The sequence below is a fragment of the Chryseobacterium sp. 14P4.3.2 genome (assembly GCF_057799275.1).
In genome coordinates this window covers 65,882-87,936 of the sequence record NZ_JBYOKO010000011.1, presented here as the reverse complement: position 1 = coordinate 87,936, position 22,055 = coordinate 65,882, and the positions used below count along the sequence as shown (strand labels likewise).

Sequence of the window (22,055 nt, the reverse complement as noted above, 5' to 3'; positions counted from 1 at the left end):
CTCTTCAGAGATATTGGTGAATGCATTATCTCATTTTTCGAATAAACACATTTTCAAATTATTAATTATCAACATGAATTTAAAACTCTATAAACCACTTTGTATTTTCGATCTTGAAACAACCGGAACAAACATCGGAAAAGACAGAATTGTTGAAATCTGTATTTTAAAGGTAAATCCTGATGCTTCCAGAGAAAGCAAGACATGGCGTATCAATCCTGAAATGTCTATTCCCAAAGAAAGCAGTGAGATCCACGGAATTTATGATGAAGATGTAAAAGATGCTCCTACTTTCAGGGATATTGCCTCTAAGGTAATGGATATGATTTCGGGAAGTGATCTTGGTGGTTTTAATTCCAACAGATTTGATGTTCCGCTTTTAGCTGAAGAACTTTTAAGAGTAGGAATGGATTTTGATCTAAGTAAGTTCAGATTGGTGGATGCGCAAACTATTTTCCATAAGAAAGAGCCTAGAAATCTTGGGGCCGCTTATCAGTTTTATTGTGGAAAAACATTGGAAAATGCACATTCAGCAGAAGCTGATGTAATGGCAACGTTTGAAGTACTGGATGCACAGGTAGGAAAATATGAAGATATTCCTAACGAAATTGCGCCATTAAGTGAGTTCACTTTCCATAATAAAAATGCTGACCTTGCAGGATTTATCGGGTATAATGATAAAATGGAAGAGGTTTTCAATTTTGGAAAGTATAAAGGTCAGGGGGTAAAAGCGGTATTCCAAAAAGATTTGGGTTACTTCGGGTGGCTTCAGAATGCTGATTTCCCTTTGTACACGAAGAAAGTATTTACAAAGATTCAATTGACCGGTAAATTTTAAAAGATGTCTGAACTGATTCGTTTTAAGTTTTATGAAACTGCCCTTGAAGCCAACAGGGACAAACAGATATTGGCTGAAAACGGGATCAACAGCTTTATTGCCAATGAACAGCTGATCCAGTCTGACTGGCTGCTTTCGCAAGCTGTAGGAGGAATTCAGCTGCAGGTTTTTGAGGAGGATGTGGAAAAAGCCAATCTGGCCCTTCAGAACTATAAAGACAATGAGCAATATTCATTGGAAGTGGAACACACCATTGAGGATCCGGAGTTTGATTTTGTATGCCCGAAATGTGGTTCCAATCATATTTACAGGGATGACAAAGCTACCAGTTTCTTTGGTATTTCATTTCTGACGAGTCATAAGTTTATCTGCTATTATTGCGGAAATGAATTTAATCATTCATAAACGTTAAGGTCCTTTTGGATGACTGGGTCTAAGAAATTTTAAGAATTATGACTTCAACCCCAGCCCCGATTGCAGCGGCATCCTTTTGTGCAACGCAGTGGAACAAAAGATATAGCGGAAAGCGGGAAATAGCTTCAAAAAAAGTAATTAAATTTGCAAGATTCGTTTGTTTCTTGCCATGATATAAATAAGAAATATGAAAATAATCTGTATAGGACGAAACTACAGTGAGCACGCAAAAGAATTAGGAAATGAAATTCCTGAAAATCCTGTTATTTTCATGAAACCGGACACAGCGGTTTTAAAAGGGAATGATTTTTATATTCCGGAATTTTCAAATGACATCCACTATGAACTGGAAGTAGTATTGAAAGTATCAAAAGGAGGAAAGTATATTCAGAAAGACACAGCTCATAAGCATTATGAGGAGCTTAGTCTGGGAATAGATTTCACCGCAAGAGATCTGCAGAGTGAGCTGAAATCAAAAGGGCTTCCATGGGAACTTGCCAAAGGCTTTGACGGCTCTGCGGTTGTAGGCAATTTCTTTAAAAAAGAAAACTACAATGCTGAAAATATTCATTTTTCATTGTTGAAAAACAAAGAAAAGGTACAGGATGGCAATACAAAAGATATGTTATTTCATTTCGATGACATCATCGCATTTGCTTCTCAGTATTTCACACTAAGAGTAGGTGATCTTATTTTTACAGGAACTCCAAAAGGGGTTGGAAAAGTGGAAGAAAATGACATTCTTGAAGCTTATCTTGAAGAAGAAAAAATCCTTGATGTCCGAATATTATAAGTTATTAACATAAAAGTCCAACAATTTTTTCATATCTTTAGGTAACAAAATGAAGGTTATGATAAATATTGTGTTGCCCGTAGATTTTGGGGATAAAACAGAGCAATTGGTGGAAGGTGCCATAAAATTTGCAAAACAGCTCAACGGAAGAATTTATCTGATTCATGTAGCTCCATCAGATATCGGCTTTGCCATTGGGGATATGGGATTTCAATATTTTCCGGAAGTAGAAGCGAACGAAATCAGAGAGGAGCTGGTTCAGCTGAATAAGATTGAACAAAGAATTATCACTCATAATATAGATTGTGAACACCTGCTGAAACAGGGGCTTGCCAAAGACATTATTCTGGAGCATGCCGAAGCAAAAAATGCAGACTATATCGTCATGGGATCACACGGCAGAAGCGGAATTTATGATGTATTTGTAGGAAGCCTTACAAAAGGGATTACAAAGAGTTCAAAAATCCCTGTGCTGGTATTACCCATCCACGAATAAACAAAAGAAAATTTTAATCGTTAGTAATAAAAAAGCCGATCAAATAAATTATTTGATCGGCTTTTTACTATATAACCAATTAATTAACCTTCTTTTTTATAGATTTTCGGATCATAGTAAGGGTTCTTACCTTCCGTAGGAGAATAATAGTCTTTATCTTTGTCTCCACCTAGTTTTGCCACTAATACGTAGCACCAGTATGTAAACAATACACAACAAACGGTAAATAGAATCCAGTTTAACACATTTCCAAAGGTATCATAGAAACCAAAAGACCATTTGAAAACTTTGCTTAAGAATAGAAAGAAAGACGTCATTATTTTCCTTTTTTAAATTAACTTTGTACAAATTTATAAAAAATGTTTAAATTACTTTCAAAAGAAAGCAATATTTTTTCAATTCCTGTTTATATTGGTTTTCTTCTATTAGTAGTAATAATATTTAACATACTGAATTTCAACACTTATGAAGCAATTATTGCCGGAATTACTTTTCTGGGAATTGCTTTGGGATATTTTGGTTTTCACAGTATTGCACTTAATTATCAGACGCATCTGCCCTTATTCTTATATTCTTTTTTCATTTTTGGGCTTTATCCCGGGAATCTTGATATAGGAATCGCGGTTTCGCTGCTTACGAATTCCTTTCTTATGCTTCTCCTGACCAGTGCAGATGAAGACATCAGAAAAAAATCTTATGTACTGGTTGGAGCCATTGTTGCGCTGAATTTTATTTTCCTGCCCACTACATGGCCCATGGCTGTTTTTGTGATCATTCACGTGATTGCTACTTCTGCCAAAATAGGTTTGAATATTTTCAGATTTCTTTTGGGTATTGTAATGATTACATTCAGTTATTTTTCTGTGATGTACTTCGTTCAGTTCACCTCATGGAATATAGATTACTTCCCATTTGGGAAAATAAAGCCAATCACTGATTATACAGAATTGCTTCCTCTGATCCCTGTGACACTGATGCTTATTTATGCAGTATATGACCACTTTTCGAACTATAACAAAAAAAGCCCGATAAGCAGATATAAATATACTTTCCTGCTTGTTTTCTCTTTAGCTCAGCTTGTTACCATCATCCTGTATATGAATACTACTTATGAATATTTGCTGCTTCTGGCATTTCCTTCAAGTATTATTCTGAGCAGAATGATGAGATTTTTACCGAAATACTGGATGCAGGAGGTAAGCTTATGGCTTATAATTATTAGTTTACTGACCTTTAAAGCAGGTACAGTTTTTGATTTATTTTAAAAAATTATGATTCAGATAGACGATAAATTGATTTCTGAGGAAATTTTTTCCGAAGAATTTGTTTGCAACCTTACCAAGTGTAAAGGTGCATGTTGTGTGGAAGGAGATGTAGGAGCTCCGTTGGACAAAGACGAGCTTGAAATATTGGACAGTATTTTTGATAAAATAAAGCCTTACCTGACTAAGGAAGGTGTGAAAGCCCTTGAAGAACAGGGAACATGGACTACTGATCCACACGACGGAATGTATGTTACTCCTATGGTGGAGGACCGTGAATGTGCTTATGTAACCTTTGATGAAAAGGGAATTACAAAATGTGGCATTGAAAAAGCGTATGAAGATGGTGCTGTAGACTGGCAAAAGCCTATTTCATGCCATTTATACCCTATTCGTGTTACAGAATATTCTGCATTTACCGCTTTGAATTATCATGAATGGAATGTATGCAGTGATGCCTGTACACTAGGGAAAGAACTTCAGGTTCCTGTTTATAAGTTTTTGAAAACTCCGCTGACCAGAAAATACGGAGAAGATTTCTATGCCGTTCTAAGCGAAGCTGCTGATGAGTGGAAAAAAGAATATGGTTCTTAGAAATTATAAAAACCGCAGATGGATCTGCGGTTTTTATATTATAGAAAAAGGATTAGTTGGCTGCTCCTGATTTTACATTGACTGCTTCAACTTTAGTTTCTTCTTTTTTAGCTTTTTCCCATCCATCTTCCGGCATCAGCATAGCCACCATTTTACCTTTAGAAAGATACTTTTTAGCAACATCCTGAAGGTCTTTTACAGTAAGCGCCTTTACTTTATCCTGATAGTTCAGAATTTCGTATTTGTCACTTCCGTCCAATTGATTTTTAACAAGGGCATTCATCCAGAACATATTATCTTTAAGTTCTGTTTTATTGTCATTGTACTCTCCTTCTTTATACTTATCCAGGTCTTTCTGTTCCGGACCTTTATCAATCAGTTTCTGAACTTCGGTAATAGCACTTTTCGTCAGCTTCTCAGCATTTTCCGGACCACAAGGAAAACTAATGCTGAAACTGTAAGAACTGTAAGGTATTTTAACCATTCCTCCTCTTGCACCACCTCCGTAGATACCGCTTTCATCTTCTCTTAGCTTTTCTATAACCTTAATGGTAGCCACTTCTCCAAGAGCGGATAAAGCCAGTGCTTCTTTTTCATTATAAGGAGCCTCTCCGGTATAGGTGATTGATACCATACTTTTAGGGTCTTTTCCTTTTTTATACACTTTCGTATAATCTCCGGTCAGAGGTCTGTATCCCGTGTCTTTGAATGTGGATGTTTTTCCTGATGAAGGAAGGCTTGCAATATATTGCAAAACTTCATTTTTAAATTTCGTCTCATCAATGTTCCCTACGAAGTAGAACTGGAAATTCCCTGCATTGGCAAACTTTTCTTTATAAATGTCATATGCTTTTTTATAATCTGTATTTGCCCAATCTTTCTCCATTGGGAAAAGACCGATGAATCTAGGATTTTTCTGATTGATGAATTTAGCATGTTCGTTTGAAAAATAAGCCTGTGGATTAGACAACAGGTTGCTCAACATTGCAGATTGCTTGTCTTTGAAAGCATTAAATGAAGCCGGATTGTAGTTTAGACTTGTAAAATAAGCATACATAAGCTCCATAGCTGTTCCTAAATCCTTCTGAGCTGTTCTGCCGGAAACACCTTCAAAAAGAGGTGTAATCATGGGGTTCACACTTACCTGCTTTCCTGCAAGATAGTTTGTAAGATCAGCTTTTGAAAAACCTCCTACCCCTGCCTCTGATAATGCAGAGAACGCAAACTGTGTTTTGTTATAGTCAGCATCCGGAATAATTGAATTTCCTCCTAAGCTTCTTGCCGTAAACACAATTTCATCATCTTTAAAATCTGTCTTTTTGAAAGTTACTTTAGCACCGTTACTCAGTGTCCAGGTGGTAGTTCCTAATTTGGCATCTGTTTCAGTTTTTGTAATTTTACCTTCAGATTTGAATGGCTTTACTAAGTTTTTGATGGCAGCTTTTTCTTCATAAGGCTTAAGGTCTGCCATCTTCACCGTTTCAAAAGTATTCAGAACCATCGCTTCTGTCGGCATCGTAACATTATCTTTCTTAGGACCCGTCATCACGATTACTCTACTATCATCTTTCACCATTTTCTTAATGACATCATTGGTTTGTGCAAGGGTAACATTGGGAAGGAAAGATTTAGTGTCTTCATATTCCCAGGTAATTCCAGGCATAGGCTCCTGCTCCAGGAAGTTTCTTACATACTCATCCACCAGCATACCGCTTTCTGTTTTATCTCTGTTGTTATAAGATCTTTCAAGATTGGAAAGAACCTGAGATTTTGCCCTGTCTAATTCAGACTGTGTAAATCCGAATCTTTTTGCTCTTTCCACTTCTTCCAGCAGCACCTTCAATCCGTTTAGCTGATTTCCATCTTTCACCATGGCAAATCCCTGGAAAGCCTCTTTGCTTCTTGCATAAGTTCCTCCATGATACACTGATCCGAAAGTAAAAGGCGGATTAGTAGAATTGATCAGTTCTCTTAATCTGTTATTTAACATTGTCGTAGAAAGGTTTTCTACAAGACTTTGATTGTACTGCTCAACTGTTACATCCGGTTTATACGCTTCAGCATCTTTCATGATAAACTGCACCATAGAGCTGGTAGCATCAGGATCTGTTTCAATAGCTACTAGTGTCTCTTTATGATTAGGTAAATCAAACGATTTTCTTTCTCTAGGATTTGAAGGGTTTTTATATTTGCTGAAGTTATCTTTGATCTTCTTTTCAACATCATCTACATTGATATCTCCTACTACCACAATTGCCATAAGATCCGGTCTGTACCAATCCTGATGGAATTTTCTGATCACGTCCGGCTTGAAGTTTTCAAGAACTTCTTTTTTACCGATTGGAAGCCTGTCGGCGTACTGAGATTTATATAAAAGTTTCGGTAGATATTTATCCATCATTCTCTTGTCTGGCCCAAGACCCAATCTTAGCTCTTCCAGTACAACTCCTCTTTCTTTATTGATCTGCTCATCAGAAAGTGTCGCATTAAATGCCCAATCTTCCATTACTTTAAGTCCGGCATCTAAATTCCCCGGTTTATCCAACGGCACAGGAAGCATATATACGGTTTCATCAAAGCTGGTATAAGCGTTAAGGTGCTGTCCGAATTTCACTCCGATAGACTGTAGAAAGTCTACAAGTTTATTATCCGGAAAATTTTTGGTTCCATTAAAGTTCATGTGCTCCATAAAGTGAGCCAATCCTCTTTGATTCTCATCTTCCAGAATAGATCCGGCATTGATAGCCAGACGGAAATCTACTTTCTTTTCAGGTAATGTGTTTTTTTTAATATAATACTTCATACCATTGGAAAGAGTCCCGGTCCTTACAGAAGGATCCATAGGAATATTCTGTCCAAAGGTATTTGAGGACATCAAAAAGATGACCGCAAAGGAAAATAATGTTTTTTTCATGTTATCCGATTTTATTTACCTGCTAAAAGTATTAATTATTCACAAGCTGAAGAAATGTTTAAATTCATATTTGCGTTAAAATTGAGTTAAAACCACACAATAAAACAAAAAAACCGGGAAAATCCCGGTTTAAATATCATAGAAGAGTCATTCTTATTTAAAATCTGCGTCAGTTACTCCTGAATTAACAACAACTTTCGTTGTTTTAATATTCATTTTCTGCCCACCTCCTTCAGCATCTACATCTGCAGGAAACTGTATTCCGTCTACAGTCATGTAGCTTTTAATCGTTGCACTTCCCTCTGCAGCTGCTGTCTTATACAAAAGTCCTGTTGCTGCATCGAAATAAAATTTACCTTTATCTGAAGCCAAAACGTTATAATCTTTTCCGTCCAGCTTTTCTACTGCCACACTTTTAAAATTAGCAGGATCAAAGGCTAAAGCATCTACAGGCTTTCCTTTTTTCAGTTCAGCCACTTTATCCGCAGGAATATCCATTTTATTCCCCATCTGGTCAAAGTATCCTTTTTCACCATCAAATAGCTGGATCATCTCTTTTCCCATTACGGACTGTACAGATTTGAATTTATTCCCTAATTTCTTAGTGGTCATTTTAATCTCCATTCCCTGCACACTTACAGTATTATCAGTAATGATAGATTTTATGCCTTCTAATTTATCTTTTCCACCTGATGCTTTGAAGTAATTATCAATAACATCCTTAGGCGTTAGTTTTGATGTTACAGCTTCTGTTTTTGCAGATACAGCTCCTTTTTTCTGAGCAGCTGCGGGAACAGAGAATAATACAGCACAGAAAAACGGAATGATGATCTTTTTCATATGTAATAAAATTTAGGAGGTAAATATAGGAATATTGCCGGACATACATTCATAAGGTAATCATAATTGATCCTTAATGAGTGATAAATAGCTGTGAAGAAAATAGAAAATGAGGAAAAGAATATTTGTAAACCGGGAAAATAGTTCTCAGAATAAACATAAAAAAACCGCCAAAAATGACGGTTTTCAAATATTTATATCAGTATATAATTATTTCTTAAGTTCTTCTAAAAATTCGTCGTGAGAAATTTTAGTTTCTTTTTTGGTAGCTTTTTCAAGAATTACATCTTTCAATTTAGCCATAGCAACTTCAGAAGAGATTTGTCTCACCTGCTCTTGATCTTTTAACATTTCAACAGCATATTTCTGAATTTCTTCTTCTCCTAAGTGGTGGATTCCGTAGATAGCCAATTGGTTTTTCACCAACTGCTCAGCCTGTGCCAATACATCAGCATAGTCAAGGTTGATTTCGTTATCAGTCATCAATTTACCTTCGATGATCTGGTATCTCAATTGGTTTTTCTCAGCTTCTAAGATTTCCTTAGCCTGCTCTTCAGACTGGATATTCTGATTAGAGAATACTAACCACTTCACAAGGAATGCTTCAGGAAGTTTCACTTCTTCTTTCTCAGTTACCTGCTCCAATACTTTATTCACAAAGTGAACATCAGCATTCTGCTGGAAATATTCGTCTAATTCAGTTTTTACTTTTTCTTTAAGCTCATCTTCAGACTTAATGTTTCCTTCTCCGTATACTTTGTCAAATAATTCCTGGTTAAGCTCTGCAAGGTTTAATGAATAGAAATCTTTTACTTTTACTTCTACTTCATTATGGTGCAGGTGCTCTACTTCAGCTTTACTGAATCCTAATTCTTTAGCTAATTCTTCGTCACCTGCAAGAGTTTCTTTCGTTACTTTTACAGAACCATCCATTTTCAAACCTTTTACCAATTTGAAAGCTTCTTTGTTTTCAGCGGTAACAGTTACGTTCTTTGGTTGGTGGTGGTGCTCACCTTCAGCATCTTCTTCTACAACTTGAGAAACTTCTAAAGCAATATAAGAATCTTTAGTGATTTTATCTTGAGGAACCTGCTCAGCGAAACGCTTCTGCATGTTTTCAATGCTCTTTCCGATTTCCTTGTCAGAAGCTTCTACTTTGTAATGAGGCGCCTCATATTTAGCTAAATCTATAGTGAATGCAGGCTCATATCCTACTTCGAAAGCAACTTCTAATTGATCAGCATTGTAATCCAATTCGTTTACTGGCTGAGGAACAGGCTGACCTACTAATCTTAGTTTGTTTTCATTAACATAGCCGTTTAAAGCATCAGAAACCTGTCTGTTGATTTCTTCAAAAGCAATACCTGCTTCATATTGTTTTTTAACCATACTCAAAGGCACTTTCCCTTTTCTGAATCCAGGAACTTGCGCATTTTTAGCATAATTAATCAACTGCTTCTCTACTTTTTCTTTGTAGTCAGATTTTTCCAATGTTACTGTAAGTAATGCACTTACGTCATCATGGTTTTGTGCGGTAACCTTCATTATTGATTAAAATTTTAGGTTGCAAAAATATGAATTTTTTATCAATATCACCCATTTAAACTCAACTTATAACGCCAAATGTTGTTAAATAAAAAACCACCGGAAATTCCGGTGGCCCAAACAAGATTAATTAATCCTAATTACTTAGGTTATATTTAGCTTCTGCGTCAGTTTCTCCCCCTACTACACTGCCCCACGCTGTTCCTGATTTTGCATCATTCACACTCTGAGGTGAGTGAATAAGTGTTAGTTTTAAGAATGGAGCTGTTCCATCAACAGCCTTTACAACAGTCCATTTTGTTCTTAGCCCTACTCTTTTCCCATCGCTTCTCAAATCACTTCCGTCAAGTCTTTCTAATGTAATATTAGACTTTGGAAAATCAAAAATCAAAAAGTGTTCATTTTTAGCATCAATGATTTCCTGAGTAGCATCTTCATTTCCATTTCTGAATTTCGCCTGAACAGTATAGGTCTTCCCATCTTTAAGAGGAATGGTAGGGGTACCACCCGCTCCGATACTGTAATCGTAACTTTGAGTCGTTCCCGCTGCATCATCTGTTACCAACAGAACAATATTCGTAAGTTCTTCCTGCGGAAGATCATCTTCTTCAGCCGATCCATTTCTCTGGCAAGAAGTCACTACAGTAATGGTAATTAATAAAGCCGCTAATAATTTGATAATATTTTTAGTATTGAATAGTTTGTTCATTTTTAAGAATTTTAAAATTGTAAAATTTTGATTGAATAATTTTTTGAAATCTTTAGAATCTGTATCTAAAGTTTAAAATAAAGTTTCTTCCGGGCTCATCGGCAAAGTATCTCAAACGGTTCAGATACTCTCTGTATGAAGTATTGAAAAGATTATTTACAATAAGTCCTGCCGAAAGATGTTTACTGATATTGATTCCTGTTTGGATATTCCAAAGAGAAAATGCACTTGGCGGAGTACTCAAATCGATTTCTTTATCCACCAAATCACCATTTACAAAAAGTTCCAGCGGAACATTTCTGATCGGGAATCTGGTTTGTTTTAAAAACGTTTGATTTTCAACTGTGAAATAGAAGTTATTCCATTTCTCTTTTTTAAATTGTAATGCATTGGAAAAATTCGGCGGCATCATTAAAATAAGCGGTTCATTGTGGGTATCGTCCTGACCATATACATAGCTTCCTTTTCCAACATAGGTAAGATGATCTGTCAGCTTCAAATTAACATCCAGATCCACGCCGTACATTTTTGCATCAATCTGTTGGTATATCCACTCAGGAAATACTCCTCTGATAGTACCTTTTATCCCCACAGGAACTTCATTAATAAAATTTTTAGTAATGAAAAAATATGGGTTTACAGAAACATTTAATCCTCTCAGAACATTAAATTTTGAGTCTATATTTAAATTAAACTGATGTCCCTGTTCATTTTTCAACGCCATATCTCCCGTTTCAATCACTCCTGCGGAATGATGCAGACCGTCTGAAAACAGTTCAGCTACATTCGGAGATCTGCCCACTTTTGCATAGTTAAATTTCAGATCAAAATTGGCGTTAGGACGATACTCCAAACCAGCATTGAAAGAAACATTGTTATAATTAAGCTGAGGACGTGTCAAAACTCTGTTCTGATCAGTTTTTACATAAAATTGCGGATACGTATCTTCATATAATTTCTCCCAGTCACTTTTGTCATACCATTTGGTAACATCATAACGTGTGAAGTCATATCTTGCACCTGCTTCAAAATTAAATGAATGAGAAATTTTATATTTGAAAACAGAATAGGCTCCTGCAGAATATTTATCATAATTCGGGATCAGACGTCTAGCTTTTGTTGCCGGATCGGAATAATTGTTTTGAAAACCTGCATCAATTCCTGTTTCTAAAGACCATTTTTCTCTTTCTATTAAATCATTGATATTAAACTGATGGGTCATCAGCTCAAGATCCAGAGAAGGGGTATCATTCAATTCACCTCTTCTGATATCATATTCCTGTCTGTGGTTATACTGATAGCTGTAGGTTGCAGAAAGTTTCCCGATATTTTCAAACCTTTTGAAGGCTGAAACTTTTGCAATATGATGCTCAACAACCTGTCGCGGATTGTCAATATCATAACTGAATTTACCGGAGTAAACGGGAGGATTCGCAGTCATTGCTCTATCATAATCTTCGGATGTTGCAACATGTGAATCTCTTAAAATCCCAATATTCTGATTAGTCAGGTAATAATCAAAGGATATTCCTCTTTCATAGGTATTATTCTGTACTGTAAAATTGAATGAAGAAAAATCCATTCCTGTATTTTTCAGATTATAATTGGGAGCACTTTGGTCACCCAGTTTCTTGATACTTCCTCCTGATTTAACTGCCCATCCGTTTTTCCAGATTTTGGCAACATCTACATCTAGTCCAAGACCTCTTCCGTTGGAAATCCCGGTAAGCGCAACTGAGCCTTTAATCGTATCTTTTTTAGGAAAAATTTCAGGTTCCAGAACTACGACACCACCAATAGCATCACTTCCGTATTTCAAAGCAGATGCTCCTTTAATGACATCAATATGCTGAAAGCTATTAATATCAACATTTGGTGCATGCTCTACTCCCCATTCCTGCTCAGCAAGACGTACTCCATTGTTGATAATACTGATACGGCTTCCATAAAGTCCATGAATTACGGGTTTTGAAATATTATTTCCTGTTTTCAGGGCTGTCACTCCTGAAATTTTAGACAGTAAATTTCCAAGATTTTCCGTAGAATTTTTCTCTATATCGGATTTACTGAGGGTTTTAACAACCAGTGAACCATTATTTTTATGATTTCCATGGATGGTTACGGTTTCAATATCCTTTATATGATGTTCAAGTGTAATTACCAGATGAACATCCTGATCAACTCCTATATTTTCAGTATAATCATTGCAATCAGGATGCTGGGCAATGAGTGTATACTTCCCTGCAGGGATTTTATCAAAAGAAAATTTACCTTTCTTATCTGTTTTGGCAGTAAAGTTTCCGATTTTAATGACCGCATTTTCCAACGCTGTTTTATCATGAAAATCCTGAACGGTACCCTGTACAGTATAATTTTTTTGTGCACTTATAAATACTGATCCACAAAAGATCAGCAGAAGGCAATATATCAATTTCATTGTATGTAGATTGATTGCGTACCCTTTTAATCAGGTACATTTTTCGTTAAAAGTTGTTGTGATCGGTTTATAAAGTTGTAAAATGTATATTGTACGATGATGTACAATACTAAAACGTAAAATGTATTAATGACTTAGAATTGTAGTGAATTAATAATACAGCAACTGTGGTTAAACATCAATTATTGATCAGTAATCATTCAATTTTGAACATTAAACATCGAACTTTAAAGTAAACAACTTTAAACCCAATAAGAATCTATGATTATGAAATAGCGGGAGGCCCCCGAAGTTGAAATGTGAATTTGGTCTGAGACCAGATTTTCTCCTGAATTGTAATGATCTGCTTTACTTCTTGTGTATAATGTTCAAAAGTAAAACTGAAATCTTCAGGAGCTAAGGTATGTCCGGTAGCCAAAAAGTGACAGGCCAGACAGTCGCCAGCTTTCTCTTTAGTAGAGGCTTTCGTCATTGCATTTTCCGTCTTTTTAAGGTTAAATCCCTTAAAATTTTCTGAAGAATCATGATGGTGAAAGCTTTGAGAAAGCAGCGCAAGAAAGTATATCCCAAACAATAGCTTGGAGATAAAACTCTTTAAATTTCTGCTTTCTTTAAAAATCATTTTTCAAAATTATGAAAATAATTTAATTGTTAGGCTAAACTTTTATTAAATTACTTTTATGGTGATATACAATAGGTAGAAATGAATTGTATATTGTTACAAAAAAGCTTCATAATTTCTGAATTATGAAGCTTTTATATTTTAGTTTAATCAAGCTGGGTTCCTAAATATTCCCACTCCTGTAAAGCTGAGTCCAACTCTTCTTTAGCTTTATTATATTTCTCTAAAGTTTCATCAGAAGGATTTTCTTTAGTAAAAGAAGCTTCCATTTCCTCTACTTTGGTTTCAAGCTCAGAAATTTTTTCTTCTACTTTCTTGATTTTATTTTGAATATTCTTCTGTTCTTTGCTAACAATATTAGAGGATTGGTTATTGCTGGCGGCAGGTTTTTCTTCTACTTTCTTAGGTTCTGCCTTTACATCATCACTGTGAAGCTTAGCTTTTTCTGCAGAAATCTCTCTAATAGTTTCCTTTTGTCTGTATTCAAGGTATTCATTGATATCTCCAAGGAATTCTTTCATTGTTCCATCACGGAATTCGTAGATTTTATCACAAAGCCCCTGTAGGAATTCTCTATCGTGCGAAATCACAATCAGAGTACCCTCAAAGTTCTGTAAAGCCAGCTTAATAATCTCCTTGGACTGAATATCCAAGTGGTTAGTAGGCTCATCCATGATCAAAGTATTGAAAGGACGAAGCAAAAGTTTACAAAGTGCAAGACGGTTTCTTTCTCCTCCGGAAAGTACTTTTGTTTTCTTAGAAACAGCATCTCCCTGAAATAAGAAAGATCCTAATAAGTCTCTTACTCTTGGTCTTGTTTCTTCTGTAGCAGCATCTTCGGCTTCTTCCAGCACTGTTTTATTAGGCGTTAATACCTCTTCCTGATTCTGAGCAAAATATCCGATGTTTACATTATGCCCAAGATTCCAGATCCCTGAATAATCTTTAATATCTCCTGCCAGAATTTTAGCCAATGTTGTTTTCCCTTGTCCATTCTGTCCTAAAAGGGCAATTCTGTCTCCTCTCTGAACGATGAAATCTACATCATCAAAAATTTGTTTTTTCCCGTATGCTTTTCCAAGGTGATCAGCTTCAAAAATTACTTTTCCGGGAACCATAGACTGTACGAAACGGATATTGAATTTTGAAACGTCTTCGTTATCGACTTCAATACGCTCTATTTTATCTAATTTCTTAATAAGTGACTGCGCAAAAGATGCTTTTGTAGCACTTGCACGGAACTTATTAATATTATCCTCCATCTGCTTGATCTCCGCGTCCTGATTCTTTTTAGCCTGAATCAGTTTTTCACGTCGATCTTCTCTCATGACAAGATATTTTGTATAGTTAGCCTTATAATCGTCAACTTTTTTATTGTTGATGTCAAAAGTACGGTTACATACAGCCGTCATGAACTGCTTATCGTGACTTACCAGAACAATTGCACCCGGATAGTCTTTCAGGAAGTTTTCCAGCCAGATGATAGATTCCATATCCAAGTGGTTGGTAGGCTCATCGAGAAGCATAATATCATTCTTCTGAAGAAGTAATTTTGCCAATTCGATTCTCATTCTCCATCCTCCTGAAAATTCATCAGTGATTTTTTGAAAATCATCTGCTTTAAAACCTAAACCAAACAGAACTTTCTCCATATCACCTTCAAGATTGTAGGCATCATGGTTCATTAAAAGGTCATTCAGCTCGGTCATTTTATTGATCAAATCCGTATACGAGTCACTTTCGTAGTCCGTTCGGATTGTCATCTGATGATTAACTTCTTCAAGCTCGTTTTTCCAAGCATTAATCTGCTCGAAAGCCTGCATTGTTTCATTCCAAACAGTTCTTCCTTTCACAAAGTCAAGATCCTGTTTCAGGAAACCAATGGTAATGCTTCCTTCTTTTACAACTTCTCCTTCGTAGAAATTAATTTCTCCGGACAGCATTTTTAATAAAGTGGATTTTCCCGCTCCATTTTTTCCTACCAACCCTACTTTATCATCCTTTTTAATGGTGAAATTGACGTTTTGAAATAAATAATTTCCCGAATGATGTAATCCTAAACTTTGAACCGAAAGCATTTTTTAAATTAAAAGTTAATAATGAGTAATGAATTTTCGGGTGCAAAAATACGGAAAAAGAAATGAATACCCCAGAAATAAAAACACTGCCCAAAACGAACATTTTTTCGAGGATCATTTTGGAACTTATTTATTACATTTTTCCCATGTAAGCTATACATCCTACATCGCCACCTCTTGGATCATCCACCATAGAAATTAGTCTGTATCCCTGATGAATGAAAGCCCAATGTAACACTAATAAAACAGTACAATCTACAGTACACAACGCCAAATTTAAAATCCAGAAATCATTCCATACTGATAAACAACCGACTACCATACAGTGACAGCAATATACTACAGGCTTCGTGCTAAAAATAAAAAAGGCCATCTCCCTTTGGAGACAGCCTCTAACCTAAATTTAAAACTTAAAAAGACTAATGTCATCTATTTATTCCGTTTACCTTAATTGTCGAAAGATCTTTTAAAATAGTACGAACCCAGAGGTCGTTATTCGGGACACTGGTTCCGTAAAGAAAGTCTGCAACAAAACTATCTTCAGGGAGATGAAGCTCTACAGACAACCTGACTTGTCCATCCTGATTTACAGTGGTACTGCTGGAAACATTTAATCCGTTATTAATGAGTTCTGCGGTAATTTCATGTTCGTTTTTGTTCCGAAAGCCACTACTATACAAACCAAAGCTTGTTGAAATATGAATATAATCTGCCAGCCTGCTATAATTATAAAGAGGTTTACTATTGACAGAAAGGTCTTTTGCATATTGTTTCAACTCTGTAGAAAAGTCTTCAAGGAAGGGGTGTTTCTTATAATTTATTTTGAAATACGCATCATCATTGGAATCAAATACAGGAGACATTCTATTGGTTTCTTCCATCATTAATTTCCCATATACCTTGGAAAGGTCATTGTACACCATATCGCGGCACACAAACGCCTGTGATAAAGCCTCTCTCTTATCAATCTGATATCCGGTAAGTAAAGCATCCCATATTTCAGTCCCGTCACTATTTTTTTTTGCATTTCTTATATCTGAAACGTAATCTCTTAAATCATCAATATTTTCAAAATCTGTAGAGATATAGACCGACTGTGGGCCTTCCAGATACCCACCTCCAATATCGGCATGAGCACCAGGAACAAAAATCTCTTTCCATGCAAATGAATAGTCTTCTGACTTCTGGTCTTTCATCATTTTTGAATCTTCAAAAAAACCTGTCAAGGGGAAGAAAAACCTGCTTTCGTTCACGGCGCAGATATGAAAGGCATTTTCCACCTGATAAGGCAGTCGTAAGTTATATTGATTAAAGGGTTTGGATTCTACGGTATCAAAAACCCCCAGGAATTTCACCTTACAATTCTTCTGAGAGTAGTAGGTCAGAAGCTGGTTAGAGAAAGTTCTTGCCAGCATTCCCCCTCTTCCGAATCCATATAAGTAAAAATGATACTCACAGTTTGAGCCATTCATTATTTCCTGAACGAAGTCATCTGCTTTCTGAAGTTTATCATCAGAAGAATATCCGCTTCCATAAGGAGGATTGGCGCATGTTGCTATTGCAAAATTACTGTCTTCACTGCCGGATATGGTTCCTATTCCTTCTATGTATATTTTTTTATTTCCATTGAATAAACTGTATAATTTGTAAATATTGGTAAGGGTTCCAAAATAACTTTCATTATCATTCAAAGGTTTATCAGGGGAAAGAGCATTTACTCCATTATTTCCCGTACCATCAAAGAAAATTCCGATGGAAATCACTCTGTTATCATTCATGCTTTTATTGGTTTATATGACAGACTTTGTCTGTATCTTAATTTTCTCATCTAACATCTCACGAAGAGACATTTCAAAATAACAGAAGAAAAGGAAGTTTAACTAGAGTGAAAATTACTAAATAAAAAATTCCGTATTTCTACGGAATCAGATTATATTTTTTCAAGTGAGTATATATTATGTACAATGGCATAAATAACGATTCCCACTGTATTTTTGGCTCCTATCTTTTCGAGAATACGCTGTCTGTGACTTTCTACGGTTCTCGGGCTGATGAAGAGTTTTTCGCCGATTTCATTGTTGGTAAATTCCTGGCAGATCAGTTTTACCACATCCTTTTCTCTTTCAGACAATTCATCTTCGGTTTCGAAAAGTGAATTTTTCTTTGCGGTACTGTTCATGTAGCTAAACAGCATCTGATGATCTTCAGCCGTAAAAAAAACTCCATTTTTATCTACCATGGTAATGGCATCAATAAATGTTTTTTTATTTGAATTTTTTGGAAGGAATGCAGAGACTCCCAGCTTTACCATATATCCGAGAATAGAAGTTTTGTAATGGGAAGAAAGAATAATAATCTTAAGATCCGGATATTTTTCTTTAAGAATTTCCACCAGCTCAAAACCATTCATAGGTTTCATCTGAACGTCTACAAGTGCGAGATCAGGAAACTTATCTTCTGAAAGCATTCCCAGGCTTTCTATAAAATCGGGCCCGTTATCCGAGGTAAGGCATACCGATATATTTTTTTCATTGGACAGCAGCATTTTCACTCCTTCGAGGATCAGCTGTTCATCATCAATCAGGGCTATTTTGATTTGGGAACTCATTATATTTTGGAATTTTAATAATTAAACGGCTTCCTTTATTTAAAAAGGTTTTCTTCCATTTGTGTGCTGCATTCATTGATTTGATACGGGATTCAATATTTTTGATTCCCATCCCTTTTTTTACCTTTTCATATTCAAAGCCTTCTCCATTATCTGAAATTACAACTGTCATATTTTCAGGGTAGTCTTTCATATAAATCCAGATGTCTGTAGCTGTTGAATGCTTGATTACATTGGTGGTAAATTCCTGAATGATCCTGTACAGCTGTACTTCTACAAAAAGGTCTTTCTTTTCATATCCGGGCATCACTTGGAGAGAAATATTTATTTTGTGAGAAAGATTGCTTATTAATTCTTCTACATACAAAACCAACCCTACGGATTCCAGGTTTACGGGGTATAATGAATGAGAAATACTTCTTGCAGCATCAATCAGGGAAGACATCTGACTGTAAATATTTTTTTTTATCAAATCATCTCCCTGGGTATCAAGATTATTAAGCCATAAGGAAAGAATATTGAGACGGTTTCCAATATCATCATGAATCATCACCGCAATTCTTTTCCGCTCTTCTTCCTGTGCCTTAATATTTTCCAGCACCAATTTTTTCTGGTGAAGAACTTCTACCTCATGCTGCACATTTTTCTCTTTAATAATTCTGGTTATAAAAGCTCTGTAAGCAAGGAGAATAAAGGAAACTATAATTGCTATGGTAACAATTATAAGGATCAAAAGGTTAATATTTAAAGTTACTTCTTTAATTTGATAAACGTATATAAAAATGAGCAGTACAAAATACTTGAAAGGATATTATTGGCACTGAAAAGGGTATAGTAATCATTTTCCGACAGATTCGCTATCTGATGCTGAATGATAAAAATAAATACTGAAACGGAATAGTAGAAAAAAATACTGGCATCCACCCACAGGAAACGTTCCTGTATAGAAGCATTTTTAATCTCACGAATCAGTGTATATCCGGAAAGACAAATGATGATAATATTTGAAATTCCCTTTGCAAAATCTGCATTGGCAGGGTAATTGAAACCATATTTCGATATCATAAAACCTGCTGCCACTAAACCTGCAATACCAGAAACATATCCAGGCCAATTCAGTTTCCTTATAAATAAACTTGTCAGCAGAAAAAATTCTCCGGCAATGTAGACTGGATAAACGAATGAAGTATCATTGAGTTTAAAAACATAAGGTAAAACAAAGTTTACCAATTCTATAAGGAAAAGAAAAGCAATACAATAAAAATATTGCTTTTCTTTTTGATTTAATATGCGGTATTTAGCAGCTCCCAGTACTATAAATGAAAGAAGCAGTCCGTAGTTCAGGAATAAAATTGCTTTGTAAAGATCAGCCATTCCTTATTTTATAATTTAAAATTCGCAGCCTACACCATCATCAGGAAGACGGCAAATGGGAGGACATGGTTTCGCCCAGTCATATGTATTTGAAATGGTTTCTGCACGTCCTGAATTTTGAAGATTTTCATGGAAGGAGATAAAAATTAGAGTAACCAGCATTTTCCCATAAATATCATTGTATTTAAGTCCGAAAGAACATATAATACCTTCTAATCCTTCGTCTGAAAGGCAGAGATCATCGGTCGGAACATAGAATTTTTTAAAGATTCCTGCTCCTTTTTCAATTCCGCATTCTCTGTAGAACCAGTCCATTCCTTCGTTCCTCCATTTTTCTATCGAGTCTAATGCCGTATCCTGTTCAAGAATGGGTTTATTAGATATAGGAAACGCCATATTATCATCCCTGTCAATCTGCTCGAGATCTTTAGAAAGAACTGCATTTTTAACAATAGTATATTCCTGAATTTCCTGAAGTTTTAAATCTTCTTTAAGCTCAGAAAGAAAGCTGTAAGGATATTCTCTTTCCTCTATTCTTTTTCCTGAGTCACTCAAAGGATATAGAATAAGAATAATTTGATCCTGAAATACTCCTATCGCAGCACAGAATTCTGGTGATTTCCCACCTACATTACTCATCCACTCAAGAGTTTCTTTGGATAGACCAAAAACATAATTTGTTGGAATTCTTTTTTTTATTTCAGGAAAAGAAGACAGGCATTCTGTCCAAGTATTCATAGCTTTCCTACATTCTTCATAAGGAAGCATTAAGTTTTCGATATTTACTATTGTCATATAAGCATGGTTTTTAGTGGCATAAAATTATACAAACTAAACATGCTGTGCAAGTAGGAATTTAATTAATAATTTCTCACTGTAATATGATAACAACTCTGCTGTTTTTCTTTTATATAATAAATACGGCCGGCATCTGCGTAGTACTTCAGTACTTTTTCCAGTGCGATTTCCATCTTTGGATTGTATTTAAGGACATTATTGAATCTTATGTAAGAAATATCAAAAGAATTGCCATAATTATGAGAGCTTATGCCCAGTGAAGCATTAGAATTCACTCTTCTCAGTCTACATTGGTCTTCAAGAGTCCGGGTAATAGATGAAACGGTGAATATAGCTCCTTTGGTATCTTTACTGAATTTGGATCCCATCTTTTCCAGAGTCGCTTTTCCCTTAGAAACCATATAAGGCCTGCTGTAATCAAGTCTCTGCACCTGATATCCTTTTCCTGATTTTTTTATTTTATGGAATTTTCCATTACTGATATATTTCTGGACTATTCTGGAATCTTTCAACAGCTGTATTCCGAAACTTTTGGAGGCATCAAGATGGGGTTTATAAAGTGCAGTAGGTTCTACCTTCAAAACACTGGTAAGATCATAGCATGGGAAAGCTTTCTTAGCCGCCTGTGAATAATGTAAACTATAAATAAAGGGCACAAAGACCGCACAAAGAAAATTTTTCATCAATCATTTTTTTTATTCTCCAATGAAGATAAATCCATTATCTCACTTCTAAAACCGACCATAATCTCGACTGATTAAATCCCAAACAAACTTTAAACCAAATTGTTGAATTTATCATTTTTTGTTCCCTTATTTTTGAAATATTTTTTCATATTTAACTTTTTACTTTAAAATTTAAATTCTACATTTGAGTTACATTTAAAAAATAAACAACATGATAAAAAAACTTTTTGCTGAATTTTTCGGCACATTTTGGCTTGTTTTCGGAGGTTGCGGAAGTGCTGTTTTTGCAGCTGGTGTTCCTGATATCGGAATTGGACTTTTAGGAGTCGCTTTAGCTTTCGGTCTTACTGTTCTTACCATGGCTTATGCGGTAGGACATATCTCGGGAGGGCACTTCAATCCGGCAGTTTCTTTCGGACTTCTGGCTGGAGGAAGATTTCCTGCCAAGGATCTTATTCCTTACATCGTGGCACAATGTCTGGGGGCTATGGTTGCCGCGGGATGCCTGTACACAATCCTTAATGGTGCAGGAGTAGTAGATTTCTCCAAACCGGGTGCTTTTGCTACTAACTTTTACGCAGAAGCCGTTTATAACGGAAAAGCATTCAGTATGGGAGCGGCGTTCCTGGCTGAGTTTTTATTAACTGCCTTTTTCCTGATTGTTATAATGGGTGCTACAGATAAATGGGCGAATGGTAAATTTGCAGGTATTGCTATCGGTCTTGCTCTTACTTTAATCCATTTGATCTCTATTCCGATTACAAATACTTCTGTAAACCCAGCCAGATCTCTTTCCCAGGCTGTTTTTGCAGGCGGACTTGCCATGTCTCAGCTGTGGCTGTTCTGGGTAGCTCCAATTCTGGGCGGAATTGTAGGAGGACTAATCTACAAATTCCTGCTTCAGAGAGAAACAGCAGAAGCATAAATAAAACCCCATTTTAATACATACAAAAAACTACCTCAGGCGAGGTAGTTTTTTGTATCCGTCATTTAAACCATTATGTTTTATAAGGTCAATTATATCCATCTCTCCTTGTATAAAGATTT

21 protein-coding genes are annotated in these 22,055 nt (G+C 35.7%); 7 read left to right on the top strand and 14 right to left on the bottom strand.

What is annotated here, in order from left to right; genetic code table 11:
- The first annotated feature begins 73 nt into the window (after positions 1 to 73).
- The 4 genes from AC27VX_RS16120 to AC27VX_RS16105 all read left to right on the top strand — a co-directional run bounded on the left by AC27VX_RS16120 (position 74) and on the right by AC27VX_RS16105 (position 2,541).
- Complete coding sequence (locus tag AC27VX_RS16120; RefSeq protein WP_236855850.1) at positions 74 to 838, top strand: 3'-5' exonuclease; 765 nt, start codon at positions 74 to 76, stop codon at positions 836 to 838.
- A gap of 3 nt (positions 839 to 841) precedes the next feature.
- Positions 842 to 1,243 (top strand): putative signal transducing protein, encoded by a 402-nt coding sequence (locus AC27VX_RS16115; protein ID WP_236855851.1) that lies wholly within the window; start codon positions 842 to 844, stop codon positions 1,241 to 1,243.
- A gap of 196 nt (positions 1,244 to 1,439) precedes the next feature.
- Positions 1,440 to 2,045, top strand: a complete 606-nt coding sequence (locus AC27VX_RS16110) for a fumarylacetoacetate hydrolase family protein (RefSeq protein WP_236855852.1) — start codon at positions 1,440 to 1,442, stop codon at positions 2,043 to 2,045.
- 58 nt (positions 2,046 to 2,103) lie between these two features.
- The gene (locus AC27VX_RS16105) at positions 2,104 to 2,541 is read left to right on the top strand and encodes a universal stress protein (protein WP_236855853.1); all 438 of its coding nucleotides are present in this window, start codon (positions 2,104 to 2,106) and stop codon (positions 2,539 to 2,541) included.
- 83 nt (positions 2,542 to 2,624) lie between these two features.
- On the opposite strand, the gene AC27VX_RS16100 is transcribed toward AC27VX_RS16105, so the two are convergent.
- Complete coding sequence (locus AC27VX_RS16100; protein ID WP_236855854.1) at positions 2,625 to 2,858, bottom strand: DUF6341 family protein; 234 nt, start codon at positions 2,856 to 2,858, stop codon at positions 2,625 to 2,627.
- Positions 2,859 to 2,900: 42 nt separating this feature from the next.
- On the opposite strand from AC27VX_RS16100, the gene AC27VX_RS16095 reads away from it, so the two are divergent.
- Both AC27VX_RS16095 and AC27VX_RS16090 read left to right on the top strand, forming a co-directional pair.
- The gene (locus tag AC27VX_RS16095) at positions 2,901 to 3,806 is read left to right on the top strand and encodes a DUF6427 family protein (RefSeq protein WP_236855855.1); all 906 of its coding nucleotides are present in this window, start codon (positions 2,901 to 2,903) and stop codon (positions 3,804 to 3,806) included.
- A 6-nt stretch (positions 3,807 to 3,812) separates the two neighbouring features.
- Complete coding sequence (locus tag AC27VX_RS16090) at positions 3,813 to 4,397, top strand: DUF3109 family protein (RefSeq protein WP_236855856.1); 585 nt, start codon at positions 3,813 to 3,815, stop codon at positions 4,395 to 4,397.
- A gap of 52 nt (positions 4,398 to 4,449) precedes the next feature.
- On the opposite strand, the gene AC27VX_RS16085 is transcribed toward AC27VX_RS16090, so the two are convergent.
- The 13 genes from AC27VX_RS16085 to AC27VX_RS16025 all read right to left on the bottom strand — a co-directional run bounded on the left by AC27VX_RS16085 (position 4,450) and on the right by AC27VX_RS16025 (position 21,005).
- On the bottom strand, positions 4,450 to 7,311 hold the full coding sequence (locus tag AC27VX_RS16085; RefSeq protein WP_236855857.1) for a M16 family metallopeptidase: 2,862 nt from the start codon (positions 7,309 to 7,311) through the stop codon (positions 4,450 to 4,452).
- A gap of 153 nt (positions 7,312 to 7,464) precedes the next feature.
- Positions 7,465 to 8,151, bottom strand: coding sequence for a hypothetical protein (locus tag AC27VX_RS16080; RefSeq protein WP_236855858.1), 687 nt, complete (start codon positions 8,149 to 8,151; stop codon positions 7,465 to 7,467).
- A 210-nt stretch (positions 8,152 to 8,361) separates the two neighbouring features.
- Entirely contained in the window at positions 8,362 to 9,696 is a 1,335-nt protein-coding gene (locus AC27VX_RS16075) for a trigger factor (protein WP_236855859.1), read from the bottom strand.
- Between the two features lie 136 nt (positions 9,697 to 9,832).
- Positions 9,833 to 10,405 (bottom strand): hypothetical protein, encoded by a 573-nt coding sequence (locus tag AC27VX_RS16070; RefSeq protein ID WP_236855860.1) that lies wholly within the window; start codon positions 10,403 to 10,405, stop codon positions 9,833 to 9,835.
- 52 nt (positions 10,406 to 10,457) lie between these two features.
- Entirely contained in the window at positions 10,458 to 12,842 is a 2,385-nt protein-coding gene (locus tag AC27VX_RS16065; RefSeq protein WP_488696640.1) for a TonB-dependent receptor, read from the bottom strand.
- Positions 12,843 to 13,107: 265 nt separating this feature from the next.
- Positions 13,108 to 13,464, bottom strand: coding sequence for a hypothetical protein (locus tag AC27VX_RS16060; protein ID WP_236855862.1), 357 nt, complete (start codon positions 13,462 to 13,464; stop codon positions 13,108 to 13,110).
- 146 nt (positions 13,465 to 13,610) lie between these two features.
- Positions 13,611 to 15,542: an ABC-F family ATP-binding cassette domain-containing protein gene (locus tag AC27VX_RS16055; RefSeq protein WP_236855863.1), complete on the bottom strand. Its 1,932-nt coding sequence runs from the start codon at positions 15,540 to 15,542 to the stop codon at positions 13,611 to 13,613.
- A gap of 425 nt (positions 15,543 to 15,967) precedes the next feature.
- Positions 15,968 to 17,320: a T6SS phospholipase effector Tle1-like catalytic domain-containing protein gene (locus AC27VX_RS16050; RefSeq protein WP_488696638.1), complete on the bottom strand. Its 1,353-nt coding sequence runs from the start codon at positions 17,318 to 17,320 to the stop codon at positions 15,968 to 15,970.
- 152 nt (positions 17,321 to 17,472) lie between these two features.
- Positions 17,473 to 18,150: a response regulator transcription factor gene (locus AC27VX_RS16045; RefSeq protein ID WP_236855865.1), complete on the bottom strand. Its 678-nt coding sequence runs from the start codon at positions 18,148 to 18,150 to the stop codon at positions 17,473 to 17,475.
- The gene (locus AC27VX_RS16040) at positions 18,119 to 18,883 is read right to left on the bottom strand and encodes a sensor histidine kinase (protein ID WP_300690887.1); all 765 of its coding nucleotides are present in this window, start codon (positions 18,881 to 18,883) and stop codon (positions 18,119 to 18,121) included. Before AC27VX_RS16040 ends, AC27VX_RS16045 begins: the two co-directional genes overlap by 32 nt.
- Positions 18,884 to 18,900: 17 nt before the next feature.
- Complete coding sequence (locus AC27VX_RS16035; RefSeq protein WP_236855867.1) at positions 18,901 to 19,524, bottom strand: hypothetical protein; 624 nt, start codon at positions 19,522 to 19,524, stop codon at positions 18,901 to 18,903.
- A gap of 15 nt (positions 19,525 to 19,539) precedes the next feature.
- On the bottom strand, positions 19,540 to 20,319 hold the full coding sequence (locus AC27VX_RS16030; RefSeq protein ID WP_488696635.1) for a hypothetical protein: 780 nt from the start codon (positions 20,317 to 20,319) through the stop codon (positions 19,540 to 19,542).
- A 65-nt stretch (positions 20,320 to 20,384) separates the two neighbouring features.
- On the bottom strand, positions 20,385 to 21,005 hold the full coding sequence (locus AC27VX_RS16025; protein ID WP_236855869.1) for a DUF5715 family protein: 621 nt from the start codon (positions 21,003 to 21,005) through the stop codon (positions 20,385 to 20,387).
- Between the two features lie 217 nt (positions 21,006 to 21,222).
- On the opposite strand from AC27VX_RS16025, the gene aqpZ reads away from it, so the two are divergent.
- Positions 21,223 to 21,933 carry an aquaporin Z gene (gene aqpZ / locus AC27VX_RS16020; protein ID WP_300690962.1) on the top strand — a complete coding sequence of 237 codons (711 nt, stop codon included), beginning with the start codon at positions 21,223 to 21,225 and terminating at the stop codon, positions 21,931 to 21,933.
- Positions 21,934 to 22,055: the final 122 nt, after the last annotated feature.

What these genes read in the sequence shown, in the direction of transcription:
- AC27VX_RS16120 (WP_236855850.1), top strand. Translation starts at nt 74, where the DNA reads ATGAATTTAAAACTCTATAAACCACTTTGTATTTTCGATCTTGAAACA.
- AC27VX_RS16115 (WP_236855851.1), top strand. Translation starts at nt 842, where the DNA reads ATGTCTGAACTGATTCGTTTTAAGTTTTATGAAACTGCCCTTGAAGCC.
- AC27VX_RS16110 (WP_236855852.1), top strand. Translation starts at nt 1,440, where the DNA reads ATGAAAATAATCTGTATAGGACGAAACTACAGTGAGCACGCAAAAGAA.
- AC27VX_RS16105 (WP_236855853.1), top strand. Translation starts at nt 2,104, where the DNA reads ATGATAAATATTGTGTTGCCCGTAGATTTTGGGGATAAAACAGAGCAA.
- AC27VX_RS16100 (WP_236855854.1), bottom strand. Translation starts at nt 2,858, where the DNA reads ATGACGTCTTTCTTTCTATTCTTAAGCAAAGTTTTCAAATGGTCTTTT.
- AC27VX_RS16095 (WP_236855855.1), top strand. Translation starts at nt 2,901, where the DNA reads ATGTTTAAATTACTTTCAAAAGAAAGCAATATTTTTTCAATTCCTGTT.
- AC27VX_RS16090 (WP_236855856.1), top strand. Translation starts at nt 3,813, where the DNA reads ATGATTCAGATAGACGATAAATTGATTTCTGAGGAAATTTTTTCCGAA.
- AC27VX_RS16085 (WP_236855857.1), bottom strand. Translation starts at nt 7,311, where the DNA reads ATGAAAAAAACATTATTTTCCTTTGCGGTCATCTTTTTGATGTCCTCA.
- AC27VX_RS16080 (WP_236855858.1), bottom strand. Translation starts at nt 8,151, where the DNA reads ATGAAAAAGATCATCATTCCGTTTTTCTGTGCTGTATTATTCTCTGTT.
- AC27VX_RS16075 (WP_236855859.1), bottom strand. Translation starts at nt 9,696, where the DNA reads ATGAAGGTTACCGCACAAAACCATGATGACGTAAGTGCATTACTTACA.
- AC27VX_RS16070 (WP_236855860.1), bottom strand. Translation starts at nt 10,405, where the DNA reads ATGAACAAACTATTCAATACTAAAAATATTATCAAATTATTAGCGGCT.
- AC27VX_RS16065 (WP_488696640.1), bottom strand. Translation starts at nt 12,842, where the DNA reads ATGAAATTGATATATTGCCTTCTGCTGATCTTTTGTGGATCAGTATTT.
- AC27VX_RS16060 (WP_236855862.1), bottom strand. Translation starts at nt 13,464, where the DNA reads ATGATTTTTAAAGAAAGCAGAAATTTAAAGAGTTTTATCTCCAAGCTA.
- AC27VX_RS16055 (WP_236855863.1), bottom strand. Translation starts at nt 15,542, where the DNA reads ATGCTTTCGGTTCAAAGTTTAGGATTACATCATTCGGGAAATTATTTA.
- AC27VX_RS16050 (WP_488696638.1), bottom strand. Translation starts at nt 17,320, where the DNA reads ATGAATGATAACAGAGTGATTTCCATCGGAATTTTCTTTGATGGTACG.
- AC27VX_RS16045 (WP_236855865.1), bottom strand. Translation starts at nt 18,150, where the DNA reads ATGAGTTCCCAAATCAAAATAGCCCTGATTGATGATGAACAGCTGATC.
- AC27VX_RS16035 (WP_236855867.1), bottom strand. Translation starts at nt 19,524, where the DNA reads ATGGCTGATCTTTACAAAGCAATTTTATTCCTGAACTACGGACTGCTT.
- AC27VX_RS16030 (WP_488696635.1), bottom strand. Translation starts at nt 20,319, where the DNA reads ATGACAATAGTAAATATCGAAAACTTAATGCTTCCTTATGAAGAATGT.
- AC27VX_RS16025 (WP_236855869.1), bottom strand. Translation starts at nt 21,005, where the DNA reads ATGAAAAATTTTCTTTGTGCGGTCTTTGTGCCCTTTATTTATAGTTTA.